At 41.6% G+C, this 25,049-nt stretch carries 18 protein-coding genes and 2 pseudogenes; 8 read left to right on the top strand and 12 right to left on the bottom strand.

What is annotated here, in order from left to right:
* Positions 1 to 351 (top strand): annotated as a pseudogene (locus G327_RS27140) (IS4 family transposase); the annotation flags it as partial.
* 44 nt (positions 352 to 395) lie between these two features.
* On the opposite strand, the gene G327_RS0103610 reads toward G327_RS27140, so the two are convergent.
* Complete coding sequence (locus tag G327_RS0103610; protein ID WP_019613399.1) at positions 396 to 839, bottom strand: DUF411 domain-containing protein; 444 nt, start codon at positions 837 to 839, stop codon at positions 396 to 398.
* Between the two features lie 19 nt (positions 840 to 858).
* On the bottom strand, positions 859 to 1,197 hold the full coding sequence (locus G327_RS0103605) for a hypothetical protein (protein ID WP_019613398.1): 339 nt from the start codon (positions 1,195 to 1,197) through the stop codon (positions 859 to 861).
* A 348-nt stretch (positions 1,198 to 1,545) separates the two neighbouring features.
* On the opposite strand from G327_RS0103605, the gene G327_RS25905 reads away from it, so the two are divergent.
* Positions 1,546 to 2,409 carry a DUF3014 domain-containing protein gene (locus G327_RS25905; protein ID WP_019613397.1) on the top strand — a complete coding sequence of 288 codons (864 nt, stop codon included), beginning with the start codon at positions 1,546 to 1,548 and terminating at the stop codon, positions 2,407 to 2,409.
* 246 nt (positions 2,410 to 2,655) lie between these two features.
* Here G327_RS25905 and G327_RS27310 read toward each other — a convergent pair.
* Positions 2,656 to 3,251, bottom strand: a pseudogene (locus G327_RS27310) (transposase); the annotation flags it as partial.
* 146 nt (positions 3,252 to 3,397) lie between these two features.
* Positions 3,398 to 4,585, bottom strand: a complete 1,188-nt coding sequence (locus tag G327_RS0103585; RefSeq protein ID WP_019613396.1) for a DUF1214 domain-containing protein — start codon at positions 4,583 to 4,585, stop codon at positions 3,398 to 3,400.
* 115 nt (positions 4,586 to 4,700) lie between these two features.
* Between G327_RS0103585 and G327_RS0103580 the strand changes: the two genes are divergently transcribed.
* Positions 4,701 to 5,591 carry a LysR family transcriptional regulator gene (locus G327_RS0103580; protein ID WP_019613395.1) on the top strand — a complete coding sequence of 297 codons (891 nt, stop codon included), beginning with the start codon at positions 4,701 to 4,703 and terminating at the stop codon, positions 5,589 to 5,591.
* 919 nt (positions 5,592 to 6,510) lie between these two features.
* Here G327_RS0103580 and G327_RS0103565 read toward each other — a convergent pair.
* From G327_RS0103565 to carA, 5 genes are all read right to left on the bottom strand, one after another.
* Positions 6,511 to 7,047, bottom strand: coding sequence for a GNAT family N-acetyltransferase (locus tag G327_RS0103565; RefSeq protein ID WP_019613392.1), 537 nt, complete (start codon positions 7,045 to 7,047; stop codon positions 6,511 to 6,513).
* A gap of 25 nt (positions 7,048 to 7,072) precedes the next feature.
* Entirely contained in the window at positions 7,073 to 8,248 is a 1,176-nt protein-coding gene (locus tag G327_RS0103560) for a MerR family transcriptional regulator (protein ID WP_019613391.1), read from the bottom strand.
* Positions 8,249 to 8,626: 378 nt separating this feature from the next.
* Positions 8,627 to 10,855 (bottom strand): alkaline phosphatase, encoded by a 2,229-nt coding sequence (locus G327_RS0103555; RefSeq protein ID WP_019613390.1) that lies wholly within the window; start codon positions 10,853 to 10,855, stop codon positions 8,627 to 8,629.
* A 1,024-nt stretch (positions 10,856 to 11,879) separates the two neighbouring features.
* Complete coding sequence (gene carB / locus G327_RS0103550) at positions 11,880 to 15,110, bottom strand: carbamoyl-phosphate synthase large subunit (protein WP_019613389.1); 3,231 nt, start codon at positions 15,108 to 15,110, stop codon at positions 11,880 to 11,882.
* Between the two features lie 34 nt (positions 15,111 to 15,144).
* Entirely contained in the window at positions 15,145 to 16,293 is a 1,149-nt protein-coding gene (gene carA, locus G327_RS0103545; RefSeq protein WP_425413781.1) for a glutamine-hydrolyzing carbamoyl-phosphate synthase small subunit, read from the bottom strand.
* A gap of 462 nt (positions 16,294 to 16,755) precedes the next feature.
* Between carA and G327_RS0103540 the strand changes: the two genes are divergently transcribed.
* Positions 16,756 to 18,213, top strand: coding sequence for an aminoacyl-histidine dipeptidase (locus tag G327_RS0103540; protein WP_019613387.1), 1,458 nt, complete (start codon positions 16,756 to 16,758; stop codon positions 18,211 to 18,213).
* A 584-nt stretch (positions 18,214 to 18,797) separates the two neighbouring features.
* A complete protein-coding gene (locus G327_RS0103530; protein WP_019613385.1) occupies positions 18,798 to 19,436 on the top strand; it encodes a class I SAM-dependent methyltransferase in 639 nt (212 codons plus the stop codon).
* Between the two features lie 224 nt (positions 19,437 to 19,660).
* On the opposite strand, the gene G327_RS0103525 is transcribed toward G327_RS0103530, so the two are convergent.
* The gene (locus G327_RS0103525; protein WP_019613384.1) at positions 19,661 to 20,323 is read right to left on the bottom strand and encodes a YceH family protein; all 663 of its coding nucleotides are present in this window, start codon (positions 20,321 to 20,323) and stop codon (positions 19,661 to 19,663) included.
* A gap of 380 nt (positions 20,324 to 20,703) precedes the next feature.
* On the opposite strand from G327_RS0103525, the gene G327_RS0103520 reads away from it, so the two are divergent.
* Together G327_RS0103520 and G327_RS0103515 are read left to right on the top strand one after the other, a co-directional pair.
* Positions 20,704 to 20,955: a hypothetical protein gene (locus G327_RS0103520; RefSeq protein ID WP_019613383.1), complete on the top strand. Its 252-nt coding sequence runs from the start codon at positions 20,704 to 20,706 to the stop codon at positions 20,953 to 20,955.
* 303 nt (positions 20,956 to 21,258) lie between these two features.
* Complete coding sequence (locus G327_RS0103515; protein ID WP_019613382.1) at positions 21,259 to 21,636, top strand: hypothetical protein; 378 nt, start codon at positions 21,259 to 21,261, stop codon at positions 21,634 to 21,636.
* Between the two features lie 217 nt (positions 21,637 to 21,853).
* Here G327_RS0103515 and G327_RS0103510 read toward each other — a convergent pair whose 3' ends face one another.
* A complete protein-coding gene (locus G327_RS0103510) occupies positions 21,854 to 22,753 on the bottom strand; it encodes an MYG1 family protein (protein WP_019613381.1) in 900 nt (299 codons plus the stop codon).
* A gap of 284 nt (positions 22,754 to 23,037) precedes the next feature.
* Complete coding sequence (locus G327_RS0103505) at positions 23,038 to 23,694, bottom strand: Qnr family pentapeptide repeat protein (RefSeq protein WP_019613380.1); 657 nt, start codon at positions 23,692 to 23,694, stop codon at positions 23,038 to 23,040.
* Between the two features lie 580 nt (positions 23,695 to 24,274).
* Here G327_RS0103505 and G327_RS0103500 point away from each other — a divergent pair.
* On the top strand, positions 24,275 to 25,024 hold the full coding sequence (locus G327_RS0103500) for a metalloregulator ArsR/SmtB family transcription factor (RefSeq protein WP_019613379.1): 750 nt from the start codon (positions 24,275 to 24,277) through the stop codon (positions 25,022 to 25,024).
* The last annotated feature ends 25 nt before the right edge of the window (positions 25,025 to 25,049 follow it).

Below are 25,049 nucleotides of genomic sequence, written 5' to 3'. Positions count from 1 at the left end.
AGTCAGTTTACGCTACGTAGCAATCAGCCTGAATTAGTAAAGCAAGAGTTATGGGGGATATTATTAGCGTATAACTTAATACGTTATCAAATGGTATTAATGGCAAAGTCACTCGATGGAATACATCCTAACCAACTAAGCTTTCATGGTGCATCCATGCATATTATCTACGAGTTAACGATGTTGCCATTTTGCTCACCAGGAAATATCCCAAAGCATGTGATGAATATAACAAAAAGTGCGAAACAATTTGTTTTGCCAGCAAGGCGAGAGAGGCGTTCCCCCCGAGAATTGAAATGTTCAAAAAATGCCTACCCGCTTAAAAAAAGAAATGCCGTTCACCTTAAGTGAACGGCATTAGCTCAATGCGCTGTTTTTTTCATCTATCAATATATTTATTTTTCAGGGTAATTATACTGATTATAAACCATTTTTTTACCATCTTTGGTAAAGGCAACTACCTGATAAGGATCGCTGTTTCCAGGTACATCCATACCCGGTGAAGACGCCGGCATACCAGGTACGGCTAAACCGGCAATCGCTGGTTTTTCTTTTAACATACGTTTAATATCCGCAGGCGGCACATGTCCTTCTAAAGCATATCCACCGACTTCAGCTGTATGACACGACATCAACTCAGGAGTGATGCCGTGCTTTTGGCGAATTTCATTATTATTTGCCTGTTCAATAACAGTAATTTCGAAACCAGCCTCTTCAAGCTGCTCAGCCCATGCTGTACAGCATCCACAGTAGGGGGATTTATACATGGTCATATCAGCTGCTATTGCACTGCCGGCGAAAAGAGAAAGTGTTATAAAAAGTGTTTTGAGTTTATTCATCATATTATCCATTTAAAAATTAAGTTATTTGTTTGTTTAATCGCTTAGTGTCAAACAGATAAATAATAGGAGGTCTAAACGGCGGTGTGACATGCTCAGTAAACAGTATATTTGCAGAATCAAAATAAGCGCAGCGTCGGCTGGCAGGTATGTGACTGAAATGGTTTAACTCTTCAAATGCAAAAGATAAAACACCGGCAGTGGAACAGCACTGAGTAACACTGTTCTCTGCGCCGGCATTACACAGACAGCTTTCAGCCTGCATAATACTGACAGCTGAAGTTATTTCAGCCTGCACAGGCAAAGCACTGATAAAGAGTATTTTGAATATTAATATAACCGTCAAAATTCGTTTCATAGCTGCATTTTTATGATTTAGTCGTTAGTCGTTAGTCGTTAGTCGTTAGTATAATAAGCTATACCCTTAGGGTAAGGTCAAAGCTGAACGGCAGTTTTCCTTAATTTATGCCCTAGCCCTTAATCAACTCCGGAACCAAAACACAGTTTTACAGTCACAACTGGATATACCTCTCAACAGTAAGAAAAACATAGGGTTTATATTATTTTGAGATTACCTTAGGCGCTTCTATCCTCTATGATTCCAGAATAAAATAAATTTAGCGGTACAAATAAGACAAACTGCTTTAAAGTTTTAAATCAGCAGGTTGAGAAAAATAGAGAGTTTTATACATTCAGAGGAAATACGATGCCGCCACTAACTAACTACCAGGGAACATCCAAACCTAGCTCAATGAAGATTTCTATTATTACTGCAGCTGTCTTCGCGGCTGTTACGGCGGGTGTTTATTTTTACATTCCCGCTCAAGAGCTGTTGGTCGAAGAGCAGCTGCCTGCGGTTCAGAAACCGGCAGCGGCCGCACCGACGGAGTCGCAGTCAACACCTGCGTCCGTTGATGACAAGCCGCAGATAGCAGATAAAACCCCGCCGGAAGCACCGGTGGCAGACGAACTTCCCCCATTAAATAACTCGGACAGTCTCGCTTTAACATCAGCTCAGCAGCTCTCTCCCCTACCGGAATATGCCCCTATATTAGGTGACCAGGATATTATTAGAAACTTTGTGGTTTTTATCGACAACTTCTCCAGCGGAGAGCTTTTATCAAACTTCAGCCCGTTAGCAAAACCAGGCGAACACTTCAGCGTGGTGAAACGGGATAATGAGATATATCTTGATGAACAAAGCTATCATCGCTACGACATCTATGTCGACATAATAAACTCAATGGATATCGATTATGCGATCACACAATATCAACGTTTAAAACCATTGTTTGACGAAGCTTATCAGGAAATCGGCTACCCGGAAAACGCCTTTGACAGCACCCTGTATGATGCAATAGACAAGGTACTTAACGCCCCGGTTATCAGAGAGCCGATAAAATTAATTGCGCCGTCAGCTATGTATAAGTTTGCAGATCCTGAATTAGAGGCTCTCTCGTCAGCTGATAAACTGATGATTAGAATGGGCCCTAACAACATACTTAAATTAAGATCTAAACTGCAGCAGATTCAGATAGCTTTAGATACTCTGCAGAACGAGCAGCTGTAAAATACGTTTATTCTGCTTACGGGGCTTCAGCAAACATGCTTTATTCTGCTGCAGGTGGTTTTATATGCAGAACAGTGTGTGCTGTCGTCTTTCCACTGGAAATACGGCGCTTCATCGTATAATTATGCTGTTAGTTGCCCCCACGAATCTAAAAGAAAACTAGGTTGCATGGTGTGGTTTTAAATTCAAAGGTTTGGTGTTTTTAACCGACATTTCGCACCCGTTTTAGGAATAAAAATCTTACTTTCAATAGTAATTTTTTTGATATATCGTCCCTAAGCAATCAATAATAATTTTGTTCCTCCCTTCTAAATTCAACACTAATTCTTGATTTCCCGAGATTGTTAATACATCAATACCTTGAAAGCAAAAAAATACCCAACGTGCTGTTGGCGTCTGAGTTGGTTTGTATTTTAAGTCGGGAAAATAGGCAGACTGAGCTTTGAGTTTTTTTCTCATCTTATACTCTAATGCGGCATAAACCATCAAACAGCATGTTCAAATATATTTCTATCGTTAATGTCAATATTGTCTTACGCTTTTAGCCATTCTTTTAATGATTTACTCGCACCTAAAGAGCACTAAAAACCTTGTTTACATAATTTTTTAAAAGACTTTAATAAAGTCGCAGATTCCTTGAACATGCGTTTCTCTAGTGTATGTTGTTCGCGTTTTTTGGCTTGTTCACTACGCACCAATAGCCAGCGTTGTTTTACCTGACCATAATCTGCTTCTATCCATGCTGCACTGTAACCATTATCTAAAGTCGTAAATGAATACATATCCTGTTGTACTACCGCCGTTTTTACCTGCTCTAGTTTTTGAAGAGCACGAGATATATACCCATGCTACTTCAAAATACAAAGTCAGCAAAACAAGTTGTGCCTTGTTTAGATCTACGAGCTAGTGCCTGACAAAGTATTTGGAAGTGTCATGGGTATGAGTCACCTTCTGGGCCAACACTTGCGGTGCAGAAGACGACTTTAGTTTAGCTACCGCAATTAAGCTTGCGTGCTAACAAGCTGTTGTCGTCAATGCCGTAGTAACGAACCACGTAGTAGAAACCTTTATTGTGATGCACCGGCATCCAGTAACTTCCATCCTGTGGATCGACGCTTGAAAAAGTGATCGTGATGTTGCCATCGGCATCAGATTCAGTGTTATATGCATTATATAGGTCGATGGTATTCGGGTATGTATTACGCGTATCTGCATCGTAGCGAGTTACTGACCAGAAATGCTCAACCTTCGCATCGTATGGTAGGGTAAGCGTGTACACTTTAGAACCATCGAATTTGTCATCGTTACAGTCTGCGCGGAATGGTTCGTAGTATGCGTGCCACTCAGGGAAAGCTAAGTGACCAATTACACCAATCGCACGAGGGCCGTGGTCAGTTGTTGCATCTTCAATACCATTGTACAGACCGATATTGTTTAATACTTCAATCTTACCCTGCATGAAGGCAGCCCCCACTTTCACGCTGTCTATTTTGTAATCAAACTGCGAGTAACCTTTAAGGCTTGCAACTGTTGTCTTGTTTTCAGGATACACATCATGAGTTGTCGAAACCCATGCAATCGCGTTATCAAACTCCAGAATATTACTAACCGGGTTACGAGTGAACTGTGTTGCGTCTTGAATAGGAAGCACATTGGCAATATCTGCTTGATTATATACCTGAGTACGTATAAATAGGTGTGGGTAGTCACTTGGTGATACCGTTACACTGTCTGCACCTAACTGATCAATTACCCACTGATAATCTGTACCTGCACGTACTACAGCATACTCTCCCGCTGGGTGGTATTCAGCCATGAGCGTGTAATGCTCTTGGTCTGTAATATGGTGAGAGAAGTAGCGGTCTACAGCAACTTCGGGTAATTTGTAGAATACTGGCCCTGCGGTTAAATCAATCACAGCTTTAGAGTAGATATGGTCTAGTGCAGGAGTTACAACGTTATCAGTACCTTCAGTAGGTAGCTGACGTGTATGCTCAAACTTATTGGTGCCGCCACTTTGTACTGCTTGGTCTTTCATGAAATTAGCATGATGGGTCAAGATGAACCCCATATACTCTTTTTGAGTTGGCTCAGTAAGAATGGTTTTTGCTGCAATACCGCCTATTGTGGCCAGTGTTGCTACGATAGCTAATGCTATTTTAGTTTTCTTTTTCATAATCTTGCCCTTTTGAACTATAGAAGGTTATTTTTTGAAACAACTCTCGATTTGTTTCGATATGCTCACTATAGTTAATAACTAGATGAAAGTTCCGACTTTACAAGGTGAACCAATGGAAACTGATATTGCGTTAAAAGATATTCGTGTATTAACCAATTTGTATAAAGAGAAGAGCTTAAAGGAGTGCGCCAGAGTACTCGGTAAAACACCTAGTACGATTAGTAAAACATTAGCCAAGCTGCGCGATGCTTATGACGACCCTTTGTTTGTAACCTCACAAAGCGGTGCTGAGCCTACGCCGCGTTTATTAGCAATAATTGAAGATCTCTTTGCTGTGCAGGCTACCCTAGAAAAAAGTTTAGATACACAGCAACAATTTGATGCTCACTCATTTATAGGAGACCTGACTGTAAGTTGCTCATTGGGCATTATTGAGCGTTTTGGGGCTGAATTATTTCAGGAGATAAAGCGCTTGGCGCCACAGGCTAAGATTGACCTGCAGACTTGGACTCGGGATACACAGGAGCAATTGGCGTTGGGTAAAGTGACAGCCGCGCTGCACTTTTTAAGTGAAGAAAAACCGCAACATATCTACCAAAAATGTCTGTTCGATGATCAGATGGTTTTAGCCTGCCGAAAGGATCATCCGGCAATTAATTTGATGCAAGCATTGGACTATCCAGCCCTTATCTTAAAAGCGTCGGGTTGGAATGATCGTCGTTATCACTTTCTTGAAACGTTAAAAACTCATCAATTGCACTATCAGCATGGTGGTTTTGTGGATCATCTCTCTTTAGGCTTAAAGTTAGTACAAAATACAAACAACGTTATGTTTGTACCTAGTAGAGCGCTAGATAAGCAGTATAAATATTTCCGCTTTGATGATATTTTTTATCTGCCATTGAAGGTTGTGTATTGTGTTAAAACCGCTAATCGCAGCAGTGCATTACATAACTGGCTTTATGATGTTTGTTTGTCTGTTATCAAAGATGAAATGGCTTAAGTTAGGGCGTGTTCGCAGTTAAAAGCATGCTCATTGCTATTTGGTGCAGCTGCCTACCTCTATAATTTTATTCTTCAGCCATTGACGCAGTGGCTAATTCTCCAACTGAGTCGGCCAGCTAATGCTGATTGGAATATTTGCTATAAATGTTAACGGTAAGCTTGCTAAATCATTATCTTTATCAAAAGAACGGATAAATGGGGTTGGACCATACATAATGGCATCACTATTTTTAATAGTATTAACCGCTAACCAAAGACCTGTTTCTGCTAATAGGACAGGTTTATTAGAGAATGTTTTATGATAAATAATTTCAAACTGCTCTACGCCTCTAATGTTAACTAAATGAAATTTTTAATATTATTGATTAATTCAACAGGTTGAAATGCTAGAGGGTGATTTTTCCTGAATAAAACGGAGCTCGATACCGCGGCTGCTGAGGTAGAATGAACATTAGCAAATTGTTGCGGTAAGGTACCAAAAGCAAACTGAATATCTCCCTCCTGCAGCAAGTTTATATTTTCTTGTGTCCAGCTTTTGCAGGTAATAGTTAGCATCGCGTGGCGGCTGTCCAAAACAGCGCTTTGATATGTCATCTGCAGGTAAAGCAGAGCAAAATTACCTATGTCAGGGTTATAAAACATTTTTCAAAGCATCAGGAAAGTAAAATAAAGAGAATGTCAGCGTTATGGCATGCAGGGGCTTCTCCTTCGGAGATCATGCTCAAGTAATGTCCGATCTAGTCTGAACTAATAAACATAATAGAGGAAGGTGAACACTTCTGGTTGAATACCCATTAGTGTTTTGCCTTCACAGTTAACGAATATTGCCCGAATTCAGCATTAAAGTGCACCAGCTTAATCACGTGAATAATTCTGCTGGTGTTTGCTAATTTAGCAGGTAGTATTTAAGAGGCCTGTTACCAATATTCAGGTTTGCTGATTGCTTCGACACAATATGAATTACCGGCAATCGGAGCAATCTCATCACCAGTCAAGGATTGAGCCAGCCACCCTTCAGGATAGGTTAAGTTCAAGGGAGCTTTCACTTGTTTTTCAGCAACGAGGTCAAATCCAACTTTAGAATAATAATTTGGATCACCATAGGTAAATGCCAGCTCGACTCCATTCTCTTTTAAAGTGTTCAGGCCGAAGTTAATCAACTCCTGACCAATTCCTTTTCCTTGACAGCTAGTATGTACTGCTACTGGACCTAAAAGAAAAGCATTAGCCTTACTTTCAAATGTCAGTTTAGAAAATATGATACTACCGATGATTTTCTCGCCTTCAGCGGCTGTAAAACAATAAAGTTCATCTCCATCAGTAATAGTTAATAGATCATAAGCTAAATTCCCTATTACTAAGCCTTCTGACTTACCTTCTGAATCTGAAAATGTTTTAGTGAACAGCTGTTTAATTTCTTCAATGCTGTTTGGATTATATGTTGAAAAATTCATTTATTTACCTTTGTATAATTAATTATTAAGAGCGGCTCTTCTTCAGCACAAAAAACTGATAGCCAAACTCATCTCTATTTTTGCGGTAAACAGCCAGCTCTGTTTCTATATCCATAAATACCGCGCTGCCTGCCATTTCTGACCTCAGGGCATCAATACGATCCTGAAGCGGCAGATAGTAGGCTTGCCATGCCTTTTCGCTGAGAGTAAAGTTATCCAGTACTTGATAACCAGCAGCTTCCGCCTGTTCAATCCTCACTGCAGTCGTGGTCATATCAGGGTACTCTTTCTGCCAGAACGCCTGTACATCCGCACTTGGACTTGTGCTATGCCATACCAGATCACTGATGACCAAAACACCATTATCTTTAAGCAGCCCGCGCCACTGTGCCAATGCTTGAGCAACTCCCATAATGTAAGCACTGCCTTCTGCCCAGATAACGTCAAAACTCGCAGCCTCAAAAGGTAAATCTGTCATACTCGCGCATACGGGAGTTACTCTGCCATCCAGCCCGGCACCTGTTAAGCGTTCAGATAAACGTCTCAGTGCAGACTCTTCATTATCCACAGCGGTGATCCTTGCAGAGCAGTGCTTTGTCAAAACCGTAGTGGCAATACCTTGCCCGCAGCCTATTTCCAACATGCTCTGTACAGAAAACGGTATTTTTGCCAGTGCTTTTAACGTTTCCGCTTCAGAGCCCGGCCCCCATCGGTCTAAACCTTTAAAAACCCGCATAAAATCAACCATATACTGTTCATGTTCATTCATATCTTTTGATAACCATTTCACTCTTAGGGCATTTTTTTCGTCAAAGCCCTGCTTTATTAACCAGTCCCGGTGTGCATCGGGTGCTATTTTGTCGATAGACTCGTGCCACTCTTTGAGTCCACCTTCGCCCAGCAGAGCAGCAAGCAGCTGCCGCGACTGCTGCTTTTTGGCAATCTCCTGATCAAGCAGCTGCAGCCGGTTGAGCAGCATACTGCGTTCGACCTTGGCATCCAGACAAGCTTTACATTCACTGAGTGTCAACCCACCGGCCTGAAGCTGCTGTACCAGCCGTAAATGCTGCAGATCCCTGTCACTGTAGGTACGATATCCATTTCCAAGGCGCCGCCCTTGAATCAGTCCGAGCTTTTCGTAATACAGCAGCGTAGTGCGGGACAAACCTACCTGCGCCGCCAGTTCTGATATTCGGTACATCAATCTATTCCTCAAAATAAGCGCTGACTGCCGTGATAAACAGCATCTTAAACTGTAAAGCTATAGACAGGTCAATAGCTGAATGAAAAGTATTGCCTGGATTATCACCAACATCAAGAAAGCGATGCGGCTCTTTAGTTTTAACTTTTTAGGAAAGTAAGTAAAAGGCGCGGGATCAAGATTAAAAACCAGCATTAAAAATATTTTTTAATGCTGGGAAAAGTAGAGAACAGACACAGGGTCAATATTAAATACCCCTCCTCAAAATCATGCTAACTAGAGCGCAGGCTTTGTCTTTTGCGGCATAAACAAAATGCAAGCCTGCCCTCATCTCCTATACAAAATACCCCTTACATGCAGGGTCATGATTTACTTAGCTTATTGAGCATCTAAAGCACCGCGCATTACATTGTAAACGGCAGTATTGTCCACTGTACGTCCCACAAAGACATGCGAGTTAAGACCCCAAGAAGCAATTGGAACATCCACATTTGTATGGCTTCCCCATAACCAGCTCACTTCAGGTACTTCACCTACACCGTTGGTTTTTTCAAGCTGTAAACCACCCGTTTCATGGTCAGCGGTAGTAATTACCATTGAATCACTGCGTAATTCAGCCCAGTTAGCCACCGCTTTGACGGTTTTATCAAATGCAATAGTTTCATGAATCATCCGTTCTTCATCATTAATATGGGAAGCAAAGTCGATTTGCGACCCTTCTACCATCAATACAAAACCGTTCGGGTTTTTCGACAAGATCTCTATCGCAGCCGCTGTCATTTCATAAAGTTGTGGAATATCTTGTGTTTCATAACTCTTCTGCTCGTCTAGCGGTAATACATAGGGAATTTCATCTTCACCAAAAATACCTGCAAATAAAATTTCAGCATTTTCATCACTTTCGGGTAGAGCTGCTATGGCGGGGATTAAGTCCGTTTTAGTCTTAATCACAGTATAACCACCATCCGTCGCTTCTTCGCTAATCACATCTACACCATCCACCAGCTTGCTGCCGCATAGCGTGACGTTAGGTTTTACCTTGCCGTACATACTTTGAGACAGTGTGATAAAATCATCTCGGTTTGGACCATGTGCAGCAAAAGAAGCGGGCGTGGCGTGTACACAATGTGACGTTGCCACAATACCGACTGATTTACCTAAGCTTTGTGCGTATTCTAAAATAGTTTCTAAATCAGATGCATCACCCGGTCGAGCCTGAGCAATAACACCGGAGCTAACTTTACGCCCGGTTGCCATTGCTGTAGCAGCAGAAGCTGAATCGGTGTAGTAGTTAACACCTAAACCTGGTAAATTTTCGTAACCTAATGTATCAGCATTAGCGGTTTTAATCTCACCACGGTGCTTGCCTGACTCAAGAAATAACGCCTCGCCCTTATAAGCTCTGGTTACGTCAAGCTGCGCATAGCCCATGCCGTCGCCAATCATCATTACAATATTTTTTGCTTTTTCCAGCTCAATAACATCGACATCTTGGCTGGCACTAGATTCTGAAGTAAGACCTTGATTGGTCGTAAGGGTAACCGTGTAACGCCCCAATGCATCTGCACTGGCTATTTGACGCTTAGTAACAGGTGTTTGAGTATTATCATCGCTTAGAATTACGGTAGCGTCACCTGCGGCCGCCCAGCTATAAGAATCAGCAAAACTACTTCCATCACCCGTTAAGTTAGTTTCTACATTTTTGCCGGTAATACTGTCATGCCCCACAACCGCTTTCACTTTTGCAATAGATAATGGAACCGCTAATTGACCATCACCCAGTACTGATAAAGAGAATACATAAGTACCCGCCTCGATCTGGGCTGACATTTTTCCGCCGGGATAAGTCGTAAGAGACGATTTTCCTTCGTTCAAAGAGATTGGTTGATCATCTAGAGAGCCGTAAACGAGCGGGTCAGTGATACCTTGATGTACATTAAAGCTAACAGTACCCGCTTCGGCGAAAGTAACTTGAAGTTCGTAACTACCAGCCCCGGCATAAGAAAATTCACTACTGCCCGAAGCGCTCCAATCGTTAAAGGTGCCGACCAAATACATTGGTTTAGTCAGATTATCTGCATCAGTTGCTGTAATATTCTGTATCTGTAAAGTTGGATTATTAATACTCTCGGAAGAGTCTAAGGTGAAGCGATACACTTGGTCCTCATCACTAGCGACATTAATATCCATATTTTGGTTAGTAAAGTCGTCGTACTTACGCTGCAGTTCCATCGGTACATCAAATACCACCTCAGAATTAACATCTTCACTAGCGGCTAAATCGCGCTCAGGGCTCCAATCTGGATCGGATATTTTAAATGAGTAATCACCCGGCTGCATGCTGAATAAAGCAATATATTCGCCTTCGCCTTGATAATGTAACTGCGCTTCTGGCCGAGCTGACCAGCTGTTCATTGAACCTTTAATGTACAGACGACAGTCTTTAGCAGCATTTTCAGCTATCTCTTCCTCTGTACATTTAAATGGGCCTAGATCGATACTGTCCGCAATCGGTGGATGAACATACTCAGTATCGTTAGTGCAGCCAATAACAGCCGAAGCAATAACTACACTAGAAAGTACTTTAAAAACATTTCTAACTTGCATTTTTTTTCCTTAATACTTTAATTTTCTTAATAAATTTTGATTAAAAGAATAAGTAGATAACTTTAAGAGATAAAAAATGGTCAGCTGAATATAAGCAGTTTAGTTCTCTCCGGCAGGAGAAGCGGCGACAGAAAATACAAACAATTGACCTATTAATCACGATAGCAGATATATGCATTGAATAAATCAGTGATGAGCCCAAATAAAACAGCAAAGTAAGTTAATGTGAAACAATCAACAATACATAGATATTTCATTTAATTATATTAATTGAGTGATGAATTTATAGTTATGAATAGTAGATTATATTACCTGACAATTATTTTTATGCCGGTCCTTTGAAGGAATCACACCTACAAAATGATTTTTTATTTATGTTTATCGGTAAGTATATTTTAGGAGGCAGGACTGGCTTTAATCATTACCAAAACAGAAATAATAAAAAATATTAATGCGGGGCTTCCTCGCCAAGTTTAGATTTAGAAAAGGAAAAATACACTATAAAGACAGCAGCACTTAGGCGACTGTCTTTGACCTTAGGTTTTCAGTTATATCAAATAATGAACTGCATTCATTGTTATTAGCTCATTTCTCTCACCAAAACATACAAAACAACATTTTTATGAACAACTCGTTGGATTCTTTATCCTGCAAAAATATCTAGAGGCCATTATTTAAAACTGGCAATGTCAGTGTTATTTGCCTGATAATTGTAATCGTTTACAATTCTATTGCAATAATTCCGGTAGATCAAACCCCAGAAAAAGCTCGATACAAATATAACAAAATAAAGACAAAGACAGCCCCCAAAAAGAAGAAATCCGGCACCTAAAGCTTTTTAACGATTAAAAGTAAACCTCGATACTCCATATATTTCCATTCATCGTGTGTATATTCAAGAGGGTTTTCAACAGCTGGATCCTCGCAACTTAGCCTTGACGGCAGATGACTTTCCAAAAAAAAGCTGTCCAGTTACCTGGACAGCTTTTTTAACAGTTTAGCTTTTTAAACGTCAGTTAATAAACTAACTAGTAATACGTTTATGCAGTTCTTGTACTGAAGTTACAGTCGCTTCAGGAGCTGTCGGGTCTGCAAGATGCGCCTGACAAGTTGCAAATGCACCGTTCAGCGTAGTTGTGTAGTCTACCTTGTAACGCAGGGCAGCACGACGCAGTTGACGTGAATCTTCAATGGCAACACGCCCTTCAGTGGTATTTACCATGTAGGTGTATTCACCGTTTTTAGTACGATCAAGAATATGCGGACGCCCTTCATGTACTTTATTTACCGTACGTACATAAATACCAGACTCTTTAAGTACTTCAGCCGTGCCCGTTGTTGCATCAATCGCATAACCTAAATCGATTAATTTAGAGGCAAGCTTAGCAACACGTGCTTTATCGCTCTGACGAACAGAAAGTAATACACGGCCGACATTCGGTACAACTTTAATTGAACCTAGTTCCGCTTTTGCATAAGCTTCAGCAAAAGTATCACCTGCGCCCATGACTTCACCAGTACTGCGCATTTCCGGACCTAAGATTGGATCAGAACCCGGGAATTTATTAAACGGTAATACCACTTCTTTAACTGAGTAATACGGCGGAATCACTTCCTTGGTTACACCCAGCTCTTTCAGTGTTTTACCGGCCATTACGCTGGCACCGATTTTAGCAATAGGCACACCGGTTGCTTTAGAAACAAATGGAACCGTACGTGCTGCACGAGGGTTAACCTCGATCATGTAGATTTCATTGTTTTTAACCGCAAGCTGGGTATTCATCAGACCGATAACACCAAGCTCTAATGCAAGTTTACGAATGTATTCACGCATCTCATCCTGAATTTCAGCACTTAATGTGTAAGCAGGAAGAGAACATGCCGAGTCGCCGGAGTGAACACCCGCCTGCTCGATATGCTCCATAATACCGCCGATAACTACATCAGTACCGTCACAGATTGCATCAATATCGACTTCGATTGCATCATCTAGGAAACGGTCCAGCAATACCGGAGATTCGTTAGAAACACTTACCGCTTCTTTAAAGTAACGGCGCAGGTCGATTTCATCGTAAACGATTTCCATTGCACGGCCGCCAAGTACATACGACGGGCGAACAACTAACGGGTAACCGATACGTTTAGCAGACTCAACCGCTTGTTCAAGCGTAGTTACAGTATCATTTTCAGGCTGTTTAAGACCTAAGCGCTCAATCGTCTGCTGGAAACGCTCACGGTCTTCCGCACGGTCAATCGCTTCCGGAGAGGTACCGATAATCGGTACACCGGCAGCTTCAAGAGCACGTGCCAGTTTAAGCGGCGTCTGACCGCCGTACTGCACGATAACACCTTTAGGTTGTTCAACTTTAACGATTTCCAGCACATCTTCTAATGTGATTGGTTCGAAGTATAAGCGGTCTGATGTATCGTAATCGGTAGAAACAGTTTCCGGGTTACAGTTAACCATAATGGTTTCATAACCGTCATCACGCATTGCCATAGCGGCATGTACACAACAGTAGTCAAATTCGATACCCTGGCCGATACGGTTAGGACCGCCGCCGATAATCATAATTTTATCTTTATCAGACGGGTTGGCTTCACACTCTTCATCGTAAGTAGAGTACATGTAAGCTGTATCTGACGAGAACTCAGCAGCACAGGTATCAACACGTTTGTAAACCGGGTGCAGTTCAAAACGTTCACGCAGTTTGCGGATTTCTGTTTCAGAAACACCGGCAACAGTTGCGATACGGCTATCGGCAAAACCTTTACGCTTAAGACGTTTAAGTTCTGCTTTATCCAGTGCTCGCAAGCCGCCTTCGGCAATTTTCTTCTCTTCAAGGATAAGATCTTCAATCTGCACTAAGAACCATTTATCAATCATGGTAATCGCGTGGATTTCATCCATACTCATGCCTAAACGGAATGCATCACCGATATACCAGATACGCTCAGCACCGGCTTCACGCAGTTCGTATAAAACTTTATCCATTGCGTCATCAGCATTGATATCAACCATAGGGCTGAAACCGTCAGCGCCGACTTCCAGACCGCGCAGTGCTTTTTGTAAAGACTCCTGCTGGTTACGACCGATCGCCATTACTTCACCAACAGACTTCATCTGTGTAGTCAGACGGTCGTTTGAGTTAGCAAATTTTTCAAAGTTAAAACGTGGAATCTTAGTAACCACGTAATCGATAGTCGGCTCGAACGATGCCGGCGTTTTACCGCCGGTAATATCATTCTGCAGCTCATCCAGCGTATAACCGATAGCCAGTTTAGCCGCGATTTTAGCAATCGGGAAACCTGTTGCTTTCGACGCCAGTGCAGATGAACGAGATACACGCGGGTTCATTTCAATCAGCACCATACGCCCGTCTTCCGGGTTGATACCAAACTGTACGTTTGAACCGCCTGTTTCAACGCCGATTTCACGCAGAACTGCTAAAGATGCATTACGCATTAACTGATATTCTTTATCGGTTAATGTCTGCGCCGGTGCAACCGTGATTGAGTCGCCGGTATGAATACCCATAGGGTCGAAGTTTTCAATCGCACAAACAATAATACAGTTATCATTTTTGTCACGAACCACTTCCATTTCGTACTCTTTCCAGCCGATTAATGATTCATCGATTAACAGCTCAGTCGTAGGAGAAAGATCCAGACCGTTTGAACAGATCTCGTCAAACTCTTCTTTGTTATACGCGATACCGCCGCCGGTGCCGCCCATAGTGAAAGAGGGACGGATAATACAAGGGAAACCAACCATGTCTAAAACACCGTAAGCTTCTTCCATTGAATGTGCGATACCGGCACGCGGACACTCAAGTCCGATTTTTTTCATTGCAGTATCGAAACGGCTGCGGTCTTCCGCTTTATCAATTGCGTCAGCCGTTGCACCGATCATTTCAACATTGTATTTGGCTAATACGCCTTTTTCTTCAAGCTCAAGTGCACAGTTAAGTGCCGTCTGCCCGCCCATTGTCGGCAGAACCGCACATGGACGCTCTTTAGCGATAATTTTCTCAACAACTTCCCAGTGAATCGGTTCGATGTAGGTTGCATCGGCCATATCCGGGTCGGTCATAATTGTTGCCGGGTTAGAGTTAACTAATACAACACGGTAACCTTCTTCTTTCAGTGCTTTACAAGCTTGTGCACCCGAGTAGTCAAACTCACAGGCTTGGCCGATAATAATCGGGCCGGCACCAATAATTAGGATGGTTTTTAAATCATTACGTTTTGGCATGTGAAATTTACCCTTTTTATTCGAATTTGCTTTACTAGGCTTTTTTGTACTGTTCAATCAACTCTATAAAGTGATTGAATAAAGGCGCAGCATCATGCGGACCAGGACTGGCTTCCGGGTGTCCCTGGAAACTAAATGCTGGTTTATCAGTACGATGAATACCTTGTAATGAACCGTCAAATAATGAAACGTGTGTGGCACGCAGATTTTCAGGTAATGAAGTCTGGTCAGCAGCAAAACCGTGGTTTTGACTGGTGATCATCACAACGTCTCTGTCTAAATCTTTCACCGGATGGTTAGCACCATGGTGACCGAATTTCATTTTCGCTGTTTTTGCGCCGCTTGCTAGAGCCAGCAGCTGATGACCTAAACAGATACCAAATACAGGAATCTCTGTTTTTAAGATTTCTTGAATTGCTTCGATTGCGTAAGTACAGGGTTCAGGGTCACCCGGGCCGTTTGAAAGGAACACGCCGTCAGGATTCATTGCCAGTACGTCGCTTGCAGGCGTTTGTGCAGGAACGACAGTAACGCGGCAGTCCCTGTCCACCAGCATACGTAAGATGTTGCGTTTAACACCGTAATCGTAAGCCACAACATGATATTTAGCATCTGTAATGTCGTTCGGTAAACCGCCCGTCAGTGTCCAGCTGCCTTGTGCCCATTCAAATGACTCTGCTGTTGTTACTTCTTTTGCTAAGTCCATGCCTTTAAGACCTGGAAAAGCTTTTGCCTGCGCAAGAGCAGCCGCCTGTTCAAGGTTTTCACCGGCGATAATACAGCCCGCTTGTGCCCCCTTTTCACGCAGAATACGTGTCAGTTTACGTGTATCAATCTCAGCGATACCAACAACATTACGCGCTTTCAGATAATCACTAAGCGATTCCTGATTACGGAAATTGCTGGCAAGAAGAGGTAAATCGCGGATAACTAAGCCGCAGGCATGAATTGATGGAGATTCTTCATCTTCATCATTTGTTCCGGTGTTTCCGATATGGGGGTAAGTTAGGGTAACGATTTGGCGAGCGTAGGATGGGTCTGTTAAAATTTCTTGGTAACCTGTCATTGATGTATTAAAAACAACTTCACCGACAGAACTTCCATCAGCGCCTATTGATACACCTTCAAATACCGTTCCATCTTCCAATACCAGTATGGCAGAATGACTCAAGATAACCTCCATTAGGACAACAATAAAAATAAATTTTACAATCATCAACGGAAAGTTATGAGCTTTTTTTCCCGCCAACAATCATAAATTTTGGCAAATTCGCGACAGTCTATAGATCTTCCGCACAATTAACCAATCAATTTTTTATTTTTGATGAAATAAAAAAGTTAATGGGGTATTTAAGGGGGAATAGGCGTTAAAGAAAATAAACGACTAATAAAATTAGCCATTTATAATTATGAATTTAAATGTGCACCTAGTAGAATATTTTATATTAACAGCAGGTAAGGCCGGGATAAACAAGACAGCAAGCAGGCCTAAAAAACGAGCCGCTGTATAGGAATATTTAAAATTTTCTTATGACACTGTAAATTTCTTTATCTGTTTATGGCATATTGATTTAGATCAATTTACTATACCTTTAACACCGACTAACAATATGGTTTTTCCTCTCCCTTTATAATAAGGTCTTTTATGCAATCCTTACAATCAACTTCCGCTTCTTCAGTTTGGTCTTATTTTTCAAATATCTGTGCAATTCCACATCCATCAAAGCATGAACAGCAGTTAGCTGACTGGATCATCAACTGGGCAAAAGAAAATAATATATCCTGCATTCAGGACAATATCGGCAATCTAATTTTAAAGAAAGACGCCGCACCGGGATATGAAAACAAAACGGCAGTTATTCTTCAAGCGCATCTGGATATGGTGCCGCAGAAAAACAATGATACGGAACATGACTTTTTAACCGACCCGATCACCACCATTATCGACGGAGAGTGGCTGCATGCAGACAATACAACATTAGGCGCAGATAACGGTATCGGTATGGCGGCCTGCTTAGCCGTTTTAGCTGATAATGAATTAAAACACGGCCCCTTGGAAGTACTGTTAACCACAGATGAAGAAACCGGTATGACTGGTGCATTCGGCCTGCAGGCCGATTCGCTGCAGGGTGAAATTTTAATTAATACCGATTCGGAACAGGAAGGTGAATTATATGTCGGTTGTGCCGGCGGTATTAATGTTAATGTCAGCTTGCCTTATGAAAAAATGGAAAGCACACCGTCAGACAAGGCTTATGAAATTTCACTTAGCGGCCTAAAAGGCGGACATTCCGGTTGTGATATCAATTTAGGTCGTGCTAATGCGATAAAAACCTTAGCTTCTGTCTTAAATAACTTTGATGCAGTGCCTTTCCATATGGCAGTGTTTGAAGGCGGCAGTTTACGTAATGCTATTCCGCGTGAAGCACGTGCCGTGATTGTCTGCGATGCACAATATCAGAACAGTTTAGAAATTATTATCAATACCCTGCAGTTAAATCTATGCAGTGAGTTTAAGAATGCTGAGCCTAATTTACAGCTTAGCGTGCAGTCTTGTGACTTACCGGCTTCTATTTTAACTCACCAAAGTCAGACTAACTTGTTAAACAGCCTGCTTGGATGCGCTAACGGCATTTTTACCATGGATAATAACTTCTCCGATGTGGTGCAGACATCAAGCAATATGGGAGTGCTTACTCAAAATAACAGCGAGCAGAGCAGTTTTGATATTCAGGTATTAATTCGTTCTCAGGTTGAGCAGGAAAAACAGATTGAAGCTGAAAAAATTGCACAGCACTTTGCAGAACATGGCGCAGCTGTACGTAAAGATGGAAACTATCCGGGCTGGACACCTAACAAGAGCTCTGCAGTTTATAAAGTGATGGAAGCGCAGTACACAGAGCTTTTTGATCAAAAACCAAAAACTATGGTAATTCATGCCGGTTTAGAATGTGGTCTGTTCAGTGATAAGTACCCGCACTGGGATATGATTTCATTCGGCCCGACCATCAAATTCCCGCATAGTCCCGATGAGAAAGTACATATCGCCAGTGTTGATAAATTCTGGCAGCTGTTAACGGCAACGCTGGCTGCTATTGATTAAATATCAGTAAGCACATAATGCAGTTATAAACTAGGGAGTCTGTACTGTACAGGCTCCCTTTTTTAAAAAGCACTTTTGAAAATGCAGGTGAAAGTCAATAATTACGGCTGACGCTCAGCACAATCGTCCAATATAAACCGCCATAATTTGTTTATCCACACCTCTCCTGCATAACCAATTCCCATACGCTTAACTGCTGTATAACTAACAGGCACTCCCCAATTTTAAATCCATATTCTATGAATTGAGTAATATCCTCTCCATAGAAAGATTTATCTAACTGCAGCTGTTTACCCACTCGGCCGGGGCCGTTTATCTCCTTCACCCCTCGAATCAGTACAGCCTGCGGGTGTCCATTTTCTCCGGTTATAATATTAAGGAGCCAGTGCAGTTTTACGTTTTGTCATTTCAATACCCAGTTAAGTCAATTATGTCTTAACTGGGTTAGTTGAATCAATCAGACCACCTCATATTGATGTGGCTCGCTTTCGCTCCCAAAACGAGTTATAAAAGCTTATTAAGGAATATATTTAAGAAGAACTATCTTAGGGTGCTTTGCGCATCTCAAATTAGAGGAAGTATCCATGCACCTTTGTCCCTTGTGTTTATCAAATCAGACACAGTTCTACTTTGAAGACAAACACCGCAGCTATTTTCAATGCTCTCGCTGTGAGCTGGTATTTGTACCTCAAGAGCAGAGGCTGGATACGGTGAGTGAAAAAGCCCACTATGATCATCATGAAAATGACCCGGATGACCAGGGTTATCGACGGTTTTTATCGCGCTTAGCCTTGCCTCTTCTTAAGCGGCTGGCATCAGACTCTAAAGGGTTGGATTTTGGCTGCGGGCCAGGCCCCGCATTAGCACATATGCTTCGCGAGGCTGGCCACACAGTTGCGTTATACGATATTTACTATCAGCCTGATGCCGATGTGCTGGAGAAAACGTATGATTTTGTGACTGCGACCGAGGTGATAGAACACCTCTTTGATCCTAAAAAAATATGGTCGCAATGGTTAAATTTAGTTAAGCCGGGCGGCTGGATAGGAATAATGACTAAACAGGTTATAGACCTTGAAGCGTTTGCCTGCTGGCACTATAAATATGACCCTACCCATGTGATCTTTTTTAGCCGGGCGACTTTTCGTTATCTGGCAGAGCGTGACAAGCTTGAACTAGAATTTATTGGAGATGATGTGATTTTACTGAGAAAACCTCAGTAATGTTATGATCCGTTAATTTGATTACGGATTTATATTCAGTCCAATAGGCTTTCTCGCCTATATTCAGACTGAGTATCTATCTAAATATAGCCTGTACGCATATAGTTTTTGTGGTTATCAGGGTGATTTAATCACCCTGGAAAATAATTAGCAAAGATAGGCATTAAGTGGTTAAGTAAAACAGGTCATTTTTTACAGCAGATCAGGAATGCAAAGCGCTATGTCTATTCAACTAAAGCCGACAAACGAGCTAACTCTGCTTTTAACTCATTAACTTCCAGCTCTAATAACTCCACCCGAGTTTCAAGTTCGCTCTGATCTGCTGAAGATACTGGTGCTGAATTAGCTTCAGCTTCTATAGGTGCAGATTCAGCACCAGAAGTATCAGAAAATAGATGTATGTAGCGAGACTCTCTTTTACCGGGCTCTCTTGCTAACTTTTTCACTAACTGTACGTTGTTTAAGTTTTGCAGCTGCTCAAGAGCGGCTTCAACTTCATTAACATTAGCAAAGTCAGCTAAGCGATTAGTGCGGGTGCGCAGCTCGCCAGGTGTTTGCGGACCACGAAGAAACAACACACAAATAATTGATTTTTGTTGTTCTGTTAATTGCAAACTGCCGAATGAAGTATTACAGAACCGGTGCTTATACTTATTAACTCGTCCTGATGCACCAGAATCGACCATCAGCTGTTTCATATCGATTAGTTCATCAAGAATATTCTGCACTTCAGTTTCTGAAAGCGACATAACCGGTTCCCGGTTACTCTTTTGATTACAACCGTTGGTCAGAGCATTTAATGACAAAGGATATTGCTCAGGTGTGGTGCTCTCTTTTTCAAGCATTACGCCGATAACACGACTTTGCAAAGCAGTTAATGTGATCATCTAGTAGGCTTCCTTAAGATATTCATACTTAATAGTGTAGAAAGTAATTGATTATATGGTTTTTTGTTGAAATTAGTTTGGTTAAGAGCAAAAAAAAGAACAAAGATCTTTTAAAGATTGATAATTAATATCTGTTAGCTGTACAAGTGTGGAGCATCCATATATGTCCAGCCTTTTTGTAGAGCGGATCAACTATCACTAACCGTTGGCTAGCGATTTAAAGAAAAAATAATACTGCTCTTATCAATGTAAATAAGGGCTGTTTGTTTATGTCTATAGCACTAATTAATTCATGGACACTAACGTGGAAAGTTGCCTTAGCAAGGTAAACACCGTAACATTCCGTGATTATAGATTTAGTTCAGCAAGAGAATGTAAATATGAATAATGAAGCAGGCATCATCACTAACCTAGAAGAGTTAGAAACCTTTTTAATTTCAGTTGAAACAGGTGGTTTGGGGTTAACAAATGTAGCTGGTGTAGCTATGGCAACAAACAATAAAGACGGTCGTCGTTTTGTTGCAGTATTAGATGATAAACACCAATTATTATTATCACGCTGGGTTACGGAAGAAGTGTTCCAAACAGGCCAGGATTTGGTGCGTAACGGCACGAACCGTACAACTCATTAAGATTACTATTCAGAATATTAAATTTGCAGAAAAGGGTTAATATATTGTCTTAACCCTTTTTATTTATGCCCAAGCCGCCTCCCCCCCTCATAGTCAGGTCTTTAAGTTTGAATTATTTACTTAATGCGGGTTAGATCTCCCCATTGACAGTTAAGCATGCTGACGTATTCCCCCCCTATAGGTGTTACTTCGCTTTAACTTGCGCAGTTTGGCAAGCTAGTTTAAGCTCCTGCTCAATCGCGTTAGCGAAAATCTTTATCGACGTGCCCGGTCCACGTCCTTCAAATTTCAAATAGGTAACTCATGAATATTATCACCGTTCCAGAAATGGCAAAACCACAGCTTAAAAGTCACCACAAAGCCCGTCATATGAAAAAAATGGCTATTGGTCCTTTTGCTCAAACCTGCGCAGAGATCCGTTTTAGTGCAGATATTGAAAAGTTCGACCAAGTCGATACCGCTTTAGTTCAATGCCAGCAGCAGCAAGGCTGGGATCTGTTTATTGCATATTTTAATGAGCAGTACCACGTGGCGGTTAACTTCTTCACAGAACAAGATGACTTAGATGCAGTGATAGAAATAATCAATGCAGTTATTGTTAAAGGACTTGGCGAAGTTGAGTTACAAGTATTAACGGGTGATGCTAACTACGGCGACTGGGACAGCTGCTACACAGACTAAGCGGCTAAATATATCCATCGCCGGCAAGGCCTGGCGATGGATATATGAGCGTGAAGGCCTCTGCATTCTTTCGCTATAACAGTAAGGCACTTTCGTCCCCTGTATAATTGAATTGTCTATCAATTAGAAGGTAAATTCACTAGGCCGCTACAGTACTCGGTAATCAATTACTGAACACAGCTTAGCGAACACAAATATTTATTGAAGCTTTGTCAGTTTAGGCTTTAACAGCATCATCGACTATCTTCAAAGTCGACTGAAGTGAGCCAGTTGCACAGATAAATAACCCATGATGACAGAATATTCCATCGCTAATCTCTGCTGCTTTTGAAAATTCATCATCACGTAAACCTGCCCATGGTTTGGGGAAGTCCTTACGGTTTGAGAACTCTCCAGGCGCTGATGGAACGGCACGGGCGTACCACTTTTCACCATGGGGATATACTGCATAAAGAATCGTTTCATTTTCTTTGCTGTTAAACAAGTGTTCTGTCCACTTACAATCTTCAGGAACAATAATATATGAACGTTGTTCATCCAGAGCTTCTTTAAGCGCCGTCTCCAATCCAGCACGACTATCAATCCAATGCTTTGCTTGTACGATTGCAGTCTGAAGTAATAGACGCGCCCGCAGCACTTCGCCGTCAAAGGCTTGATCCGCTTTAGAGTGATCCAGAGGATTCATCATGGAGATTGACCCCGATAGTGATATTTCGCGAACATCAGAAAAATCTTCAATGTGATGCGTTAATGTCACTCCATTATCAATTGCATCAAACTGCCGAATCAAACGTCGACAAATCCTATCTGCAATAAGAGGACAGCCGCAAATCTCTGTCCCATAATGAGACCATATTAATCCGACGGATGACATCTTCAAACCATCGTCGTATGTCGGGCCATTCTTAAAGTGGTGGTCATATATCTTTTCATCATGATTGTAGTAACCACCAACATCAACAAGGTAATCACATTTCGCCCATACTTTGGGATCACGTGAACGGTGTATTTCATACTCAGGGTGCAGCATCGACAATGCCGCAACGGCAAAAACATCATCGGCATGAAATGCCCCGCTGTGTGTTCCAAATATCTTCTTCAAAATAATTATATCCATTTATGTTAGCACCGAAGCGCGTGTTGTCTCATTATGCTACGTTTGCGGCAAAACCCTATCAGAATTTGTTGTTCTTCTTAGTAAATATGTGTTTTTCATGCCTGTTTCTAGCCGATTGGCAGGCTGCGCCTCAAACAGCAGCTGGATCACGTATTGCTTTTTGTCTCTAAGTCCTTGGGATGGAAGCGCCTAAGCCCGATCAGAGCTTGTATCACACTACCTTTCTGGATGTAGTTAAGTAGATAGCGAGCTTTATCTCATTTGAATTCGCTAACCATTAATGATTAACTTGGTAAAATAACAACACCTAGCGGCTCTAACAGCTGCTCCTGCTGCCAGTCACAAATTCTCACTCCATTTAAATTAATACGGCGAGGATCTAAACCATACAACTCACAATAACTGAGGTCACAATATTGCATATCAAACTGCTGCCAGCTATCTGAAGAAAACTCCCCGCGACTTAAATCCGATCCTTTAAAAGAGGCATTTTGTAAGTTTGCCCCTGTCCAGCGGTTTTCAAATAAATCGCACTTTTCAATGCACTGCCGTTCAAAGTTTGTGTAAGACAAATTACAACCGGTGATATATACGGAACAAAAGTAACTATGATGGGATATATGATTTACAAAGCTGGTTTTTACGAAGCTGGCTCCTTGTAAATCACACTCTCTAAATTCTGCCCCAAAACCATTGGCACCTTGGAAATTAGCCATCGCCAGCCTGCATTGTTTGAAACTTGCATCACGTAAATCCGCACGGTTAAACTGGCAGCCCACATTTTCTCCCGCTTCTATAAATTTACAATTGATAAACTGTGCATCTCTTAAATCTGCGCGGCTAAAATTACAAAGGTAAAACTGGCAGTTCTCAAATATTGCCTCTTGCAGCGATTGTTGTGAAAAGTCCTGCTCTCGAAAGGTTTTGTTGTTATGTTTCATGGTCTTCTCCGAATAGATAATGGGTTAAGACTAGCACTGTCAAAAGGCACAAATCCAATTTGTTAACTCCTTTTGAATCAATGCATTACAAACCACTTAAATCGCGATTTTAAGGCACTAAAATCACAGCCTAAGAGACGTTTGCTGAGCCCTGCGAAGTGGCAGTCCTTAAAAATAGTTTCAATTAATAAAATAACGGAGCGTTAGAAATAGTTTTTGCGTGATTATAGGTCGATTGGTATTGCTAATCTGAAAAATAACGACGAAAAGCTTTCAGTGTCATTCGTTTGCAGATGTTTGCAGCTTAATATGCAAAGCAACAGTAAACCGTTCACTGTTTTATAAATTTTGGTAAGTAATAATGATGAACGACAATAACTATTTTTCATTCAGAGGTGAACAGAGCAATTAAGCAGCAAGCTAAGTTGGTTTGTCCCCCCATGAGACTTACAAACCTATAATTTTTAGGCCAAATTGACTGAACCACAACACCTTAATACTAAGCGGGCTTTGCAAGCATATATGAAATTTGTTATATATGGTTTTCATTATTCGGTAATTTCAAATAACACAGGCATCTATGAAAAAACGCTTACTTTTCCTATGCACAGGTAATTCTGCACGCTCACAGCTTGCTGAAGCTCTGTTTCGCCATTTATGTAACGACAGTTTTATTGTGGCCAGTGCAGGAACAGCTCCCAGCGAGATTGATCCCCGTGTATTTGAAGTATTAAAAGCCAATGCTGTCGGCAGCCAGGGGCTAAAAAGCCAGTCTGTTGAACAGCTGCAGTATGAACATTTTGATTATGTGATTACCTTATGCGATAAAGCGAACCATGAATGCGCCCTGTTTTCAGACTCACAGGCCTTAATCCACTGGGATTTTTCCGATCCTAAATACCTTCCCGGCATACAGCCTTTTATTGATACTTTTAACGGATTAAAAGCGCGCATATCACTATTTTTAATGCTTAACGGCCAGGAAGCAGCAGATCCGTTCGGTCCCGTTGAGTTATTCAAAATTATGAGTGATCCGCTGCGTTTAAAAGTACTGATGCTCATTGAAGATGAACAGTCACTCAGCGTTGGAGATCTAGTAAACGTACTAGAGGTCAGTCAGCCTAAAGTTTCCCGTCATCTGGCTTTACTGCGTGACGGGGGAATTTTACAAGTAAAAAAACAGGGGCTGTGGGTTTTTTACAGTCTGTCTGAGCATCTTCCTGCCTGGATACGTCACACACTGGCTACGGTTCGCAACGGTAATCCCGGTATCATTAACCGAGAAAAAATTAAACTTCACCAGATTGCAGACAGAAAACAACCTCAGTAGTCATCCCCCCCTTAATAAGCGACTT

The sequence above is a fragment of the Psychromonas ossibalaenae ATCC BAA-1528 genome (genome assembly GCF_000381745.1).
In the GTDB taxonomy this organism is placed as follows: domain Bacteria; phylum Pseudomonadota; class Gammaproteobacteria; order Enterobacterales; family Psychromonadaceae; genus Psychromonas; species Psychromonas ossibalaenae.
This window is presented reverse-complemented; position numbering and strand designations above follow the sequence as displayed.

What these genes read in the sequence shown, in the direction of transcription:
- G327_RS0103500 (WP_019613379.1), top strand. Translation starts at nt 24,275, where the DNA reads ATGAAAAAACGCTTACTTTTCCTATGCACAGGTAATTCTGCACGCTCA.
- G327_RS0103560 (WP_019613391.1), bottom strand. Translation starts at nt 8,248, where the DNA reads ATGTACCGAATATCAGAACTGGCGGCGCAGGTAGGTTTGTCCCGCACT.
- carA (WP_425413781.1), bottom strand. Translation starts at nt 16,293, where the DNA reads ATGGAGGTTATCTTGAGTCATTCTGCCATACTGGTATTGGAAGATGGA.
- G327_RS0103510 (WP_019613381.1), bottom strand. Translation starts at nt 22,753, where the DNA reads ATGGATATAATTATTTTGAAGAAGATATTTGGAACACACAGCGGGGCA.
- G327_RS0103525 (WP_019613384.1), bottom strand. Translation starts at nt 20,323, where the DNA reads ATGATCACATTAACTGCTTTGCAAAGTCGTGTTATCGGCGTAATGCTT.
- G327_RS0103520 (WP_019613383.1), top strand. Translation starts at nt 20,704, where the DNA reads ATGAATAATGAAGCAGGCATCATCACTAACCTAGAAGAGTTAGAAACC.
- G327_RS0103530 (WP_019613385.1), top strand. Translation starts at nt 18,798, where the DNA reads ATGCACCTTTGTCCCTTGTGTTTATCAAATCAGACACAGTTCTACTTT.
- carB (WP_019613389.1), bottom strand. Translation starts at nt 15,110, where the DNA reads ATGCCAAAACGTAATGATTTAAAAACCATCCTAATTATTGGTGCCGGC.
- G327_RS0103605 (WP_019613398.1), bottom strand. Translation starts at nt 1,197, where the DNA reads ATGAAACGAATTTTGACGGTTATATTAATATTCAAAATACTCTTTATC.
- G327_RS0103515 (WP_019613382.1), top strand. Translation starts at nt 21,259, where the DNA reads ATGAATATTATCACCGTTCCAGAAATGGCAAAACCACAGCTTAAAAGT.
- G327_RS25905 (WP_019613397.1), top strand. Translation starts at nt 1,546, where the DNA reads ATGCCGCCACTAACTAACTACCAGGGAACATCCAAACCTAGCTCAATG.
- G327_RS0103540 (WP_019613387.1), top strand. Translation starts at nt 16,756, where the DNA reads ATGCAATCCTTACAATCAACTTCCGCTTCTTCAGTTTGGTCTTATTTT.
- G327_RS0103610 (WP_019613399.1), bottom strand. Translation starts at nt 839, where the DNA reads ATGAATAAACTCAAAACACTTTTTATAACACTTTCTCTTTTCGCCGGC.
- G327_RS0103505 (WP_019613380.1), bottom strand. Translation starts at nt 23,694, where the DNA reads ATGAAACATAACAACAAAACCTTTCGAGAGCAGGACTTTTCACAACAA.
- G327_RS0103555 (WP_019613390.1), bottom strand. Translation starts at nt 10,855, where the DNA reads ATGCAAGTTAGAAATGTTTTTAAAGTACTTTCTAGTGTAGTTATTGCT.
- G327_RS0103565 (WP_019613392.1), bottom strand. Translation starts at nt 7,047, where the DNA reads ATGAATTTTTCAACATATAATCCAAACAGCATTGAAGAAATTAAACAG.
- G327_RS0103585 (WP_019613396.1), bottom strand. Translation starts at nt 4,585, where the DNA reads ATGAAAAAGAAAACTAAAATAGCATTAGCTATCGTAGCAACACTGGCC.
- G327_RS0103580 (WP_019613395.1), top strand. Translation starts at nt 4,701, where the DNA reads ATGGAAACTGATATTGCGTTAAAAGATATTCGTGTATTAACCAATTTG.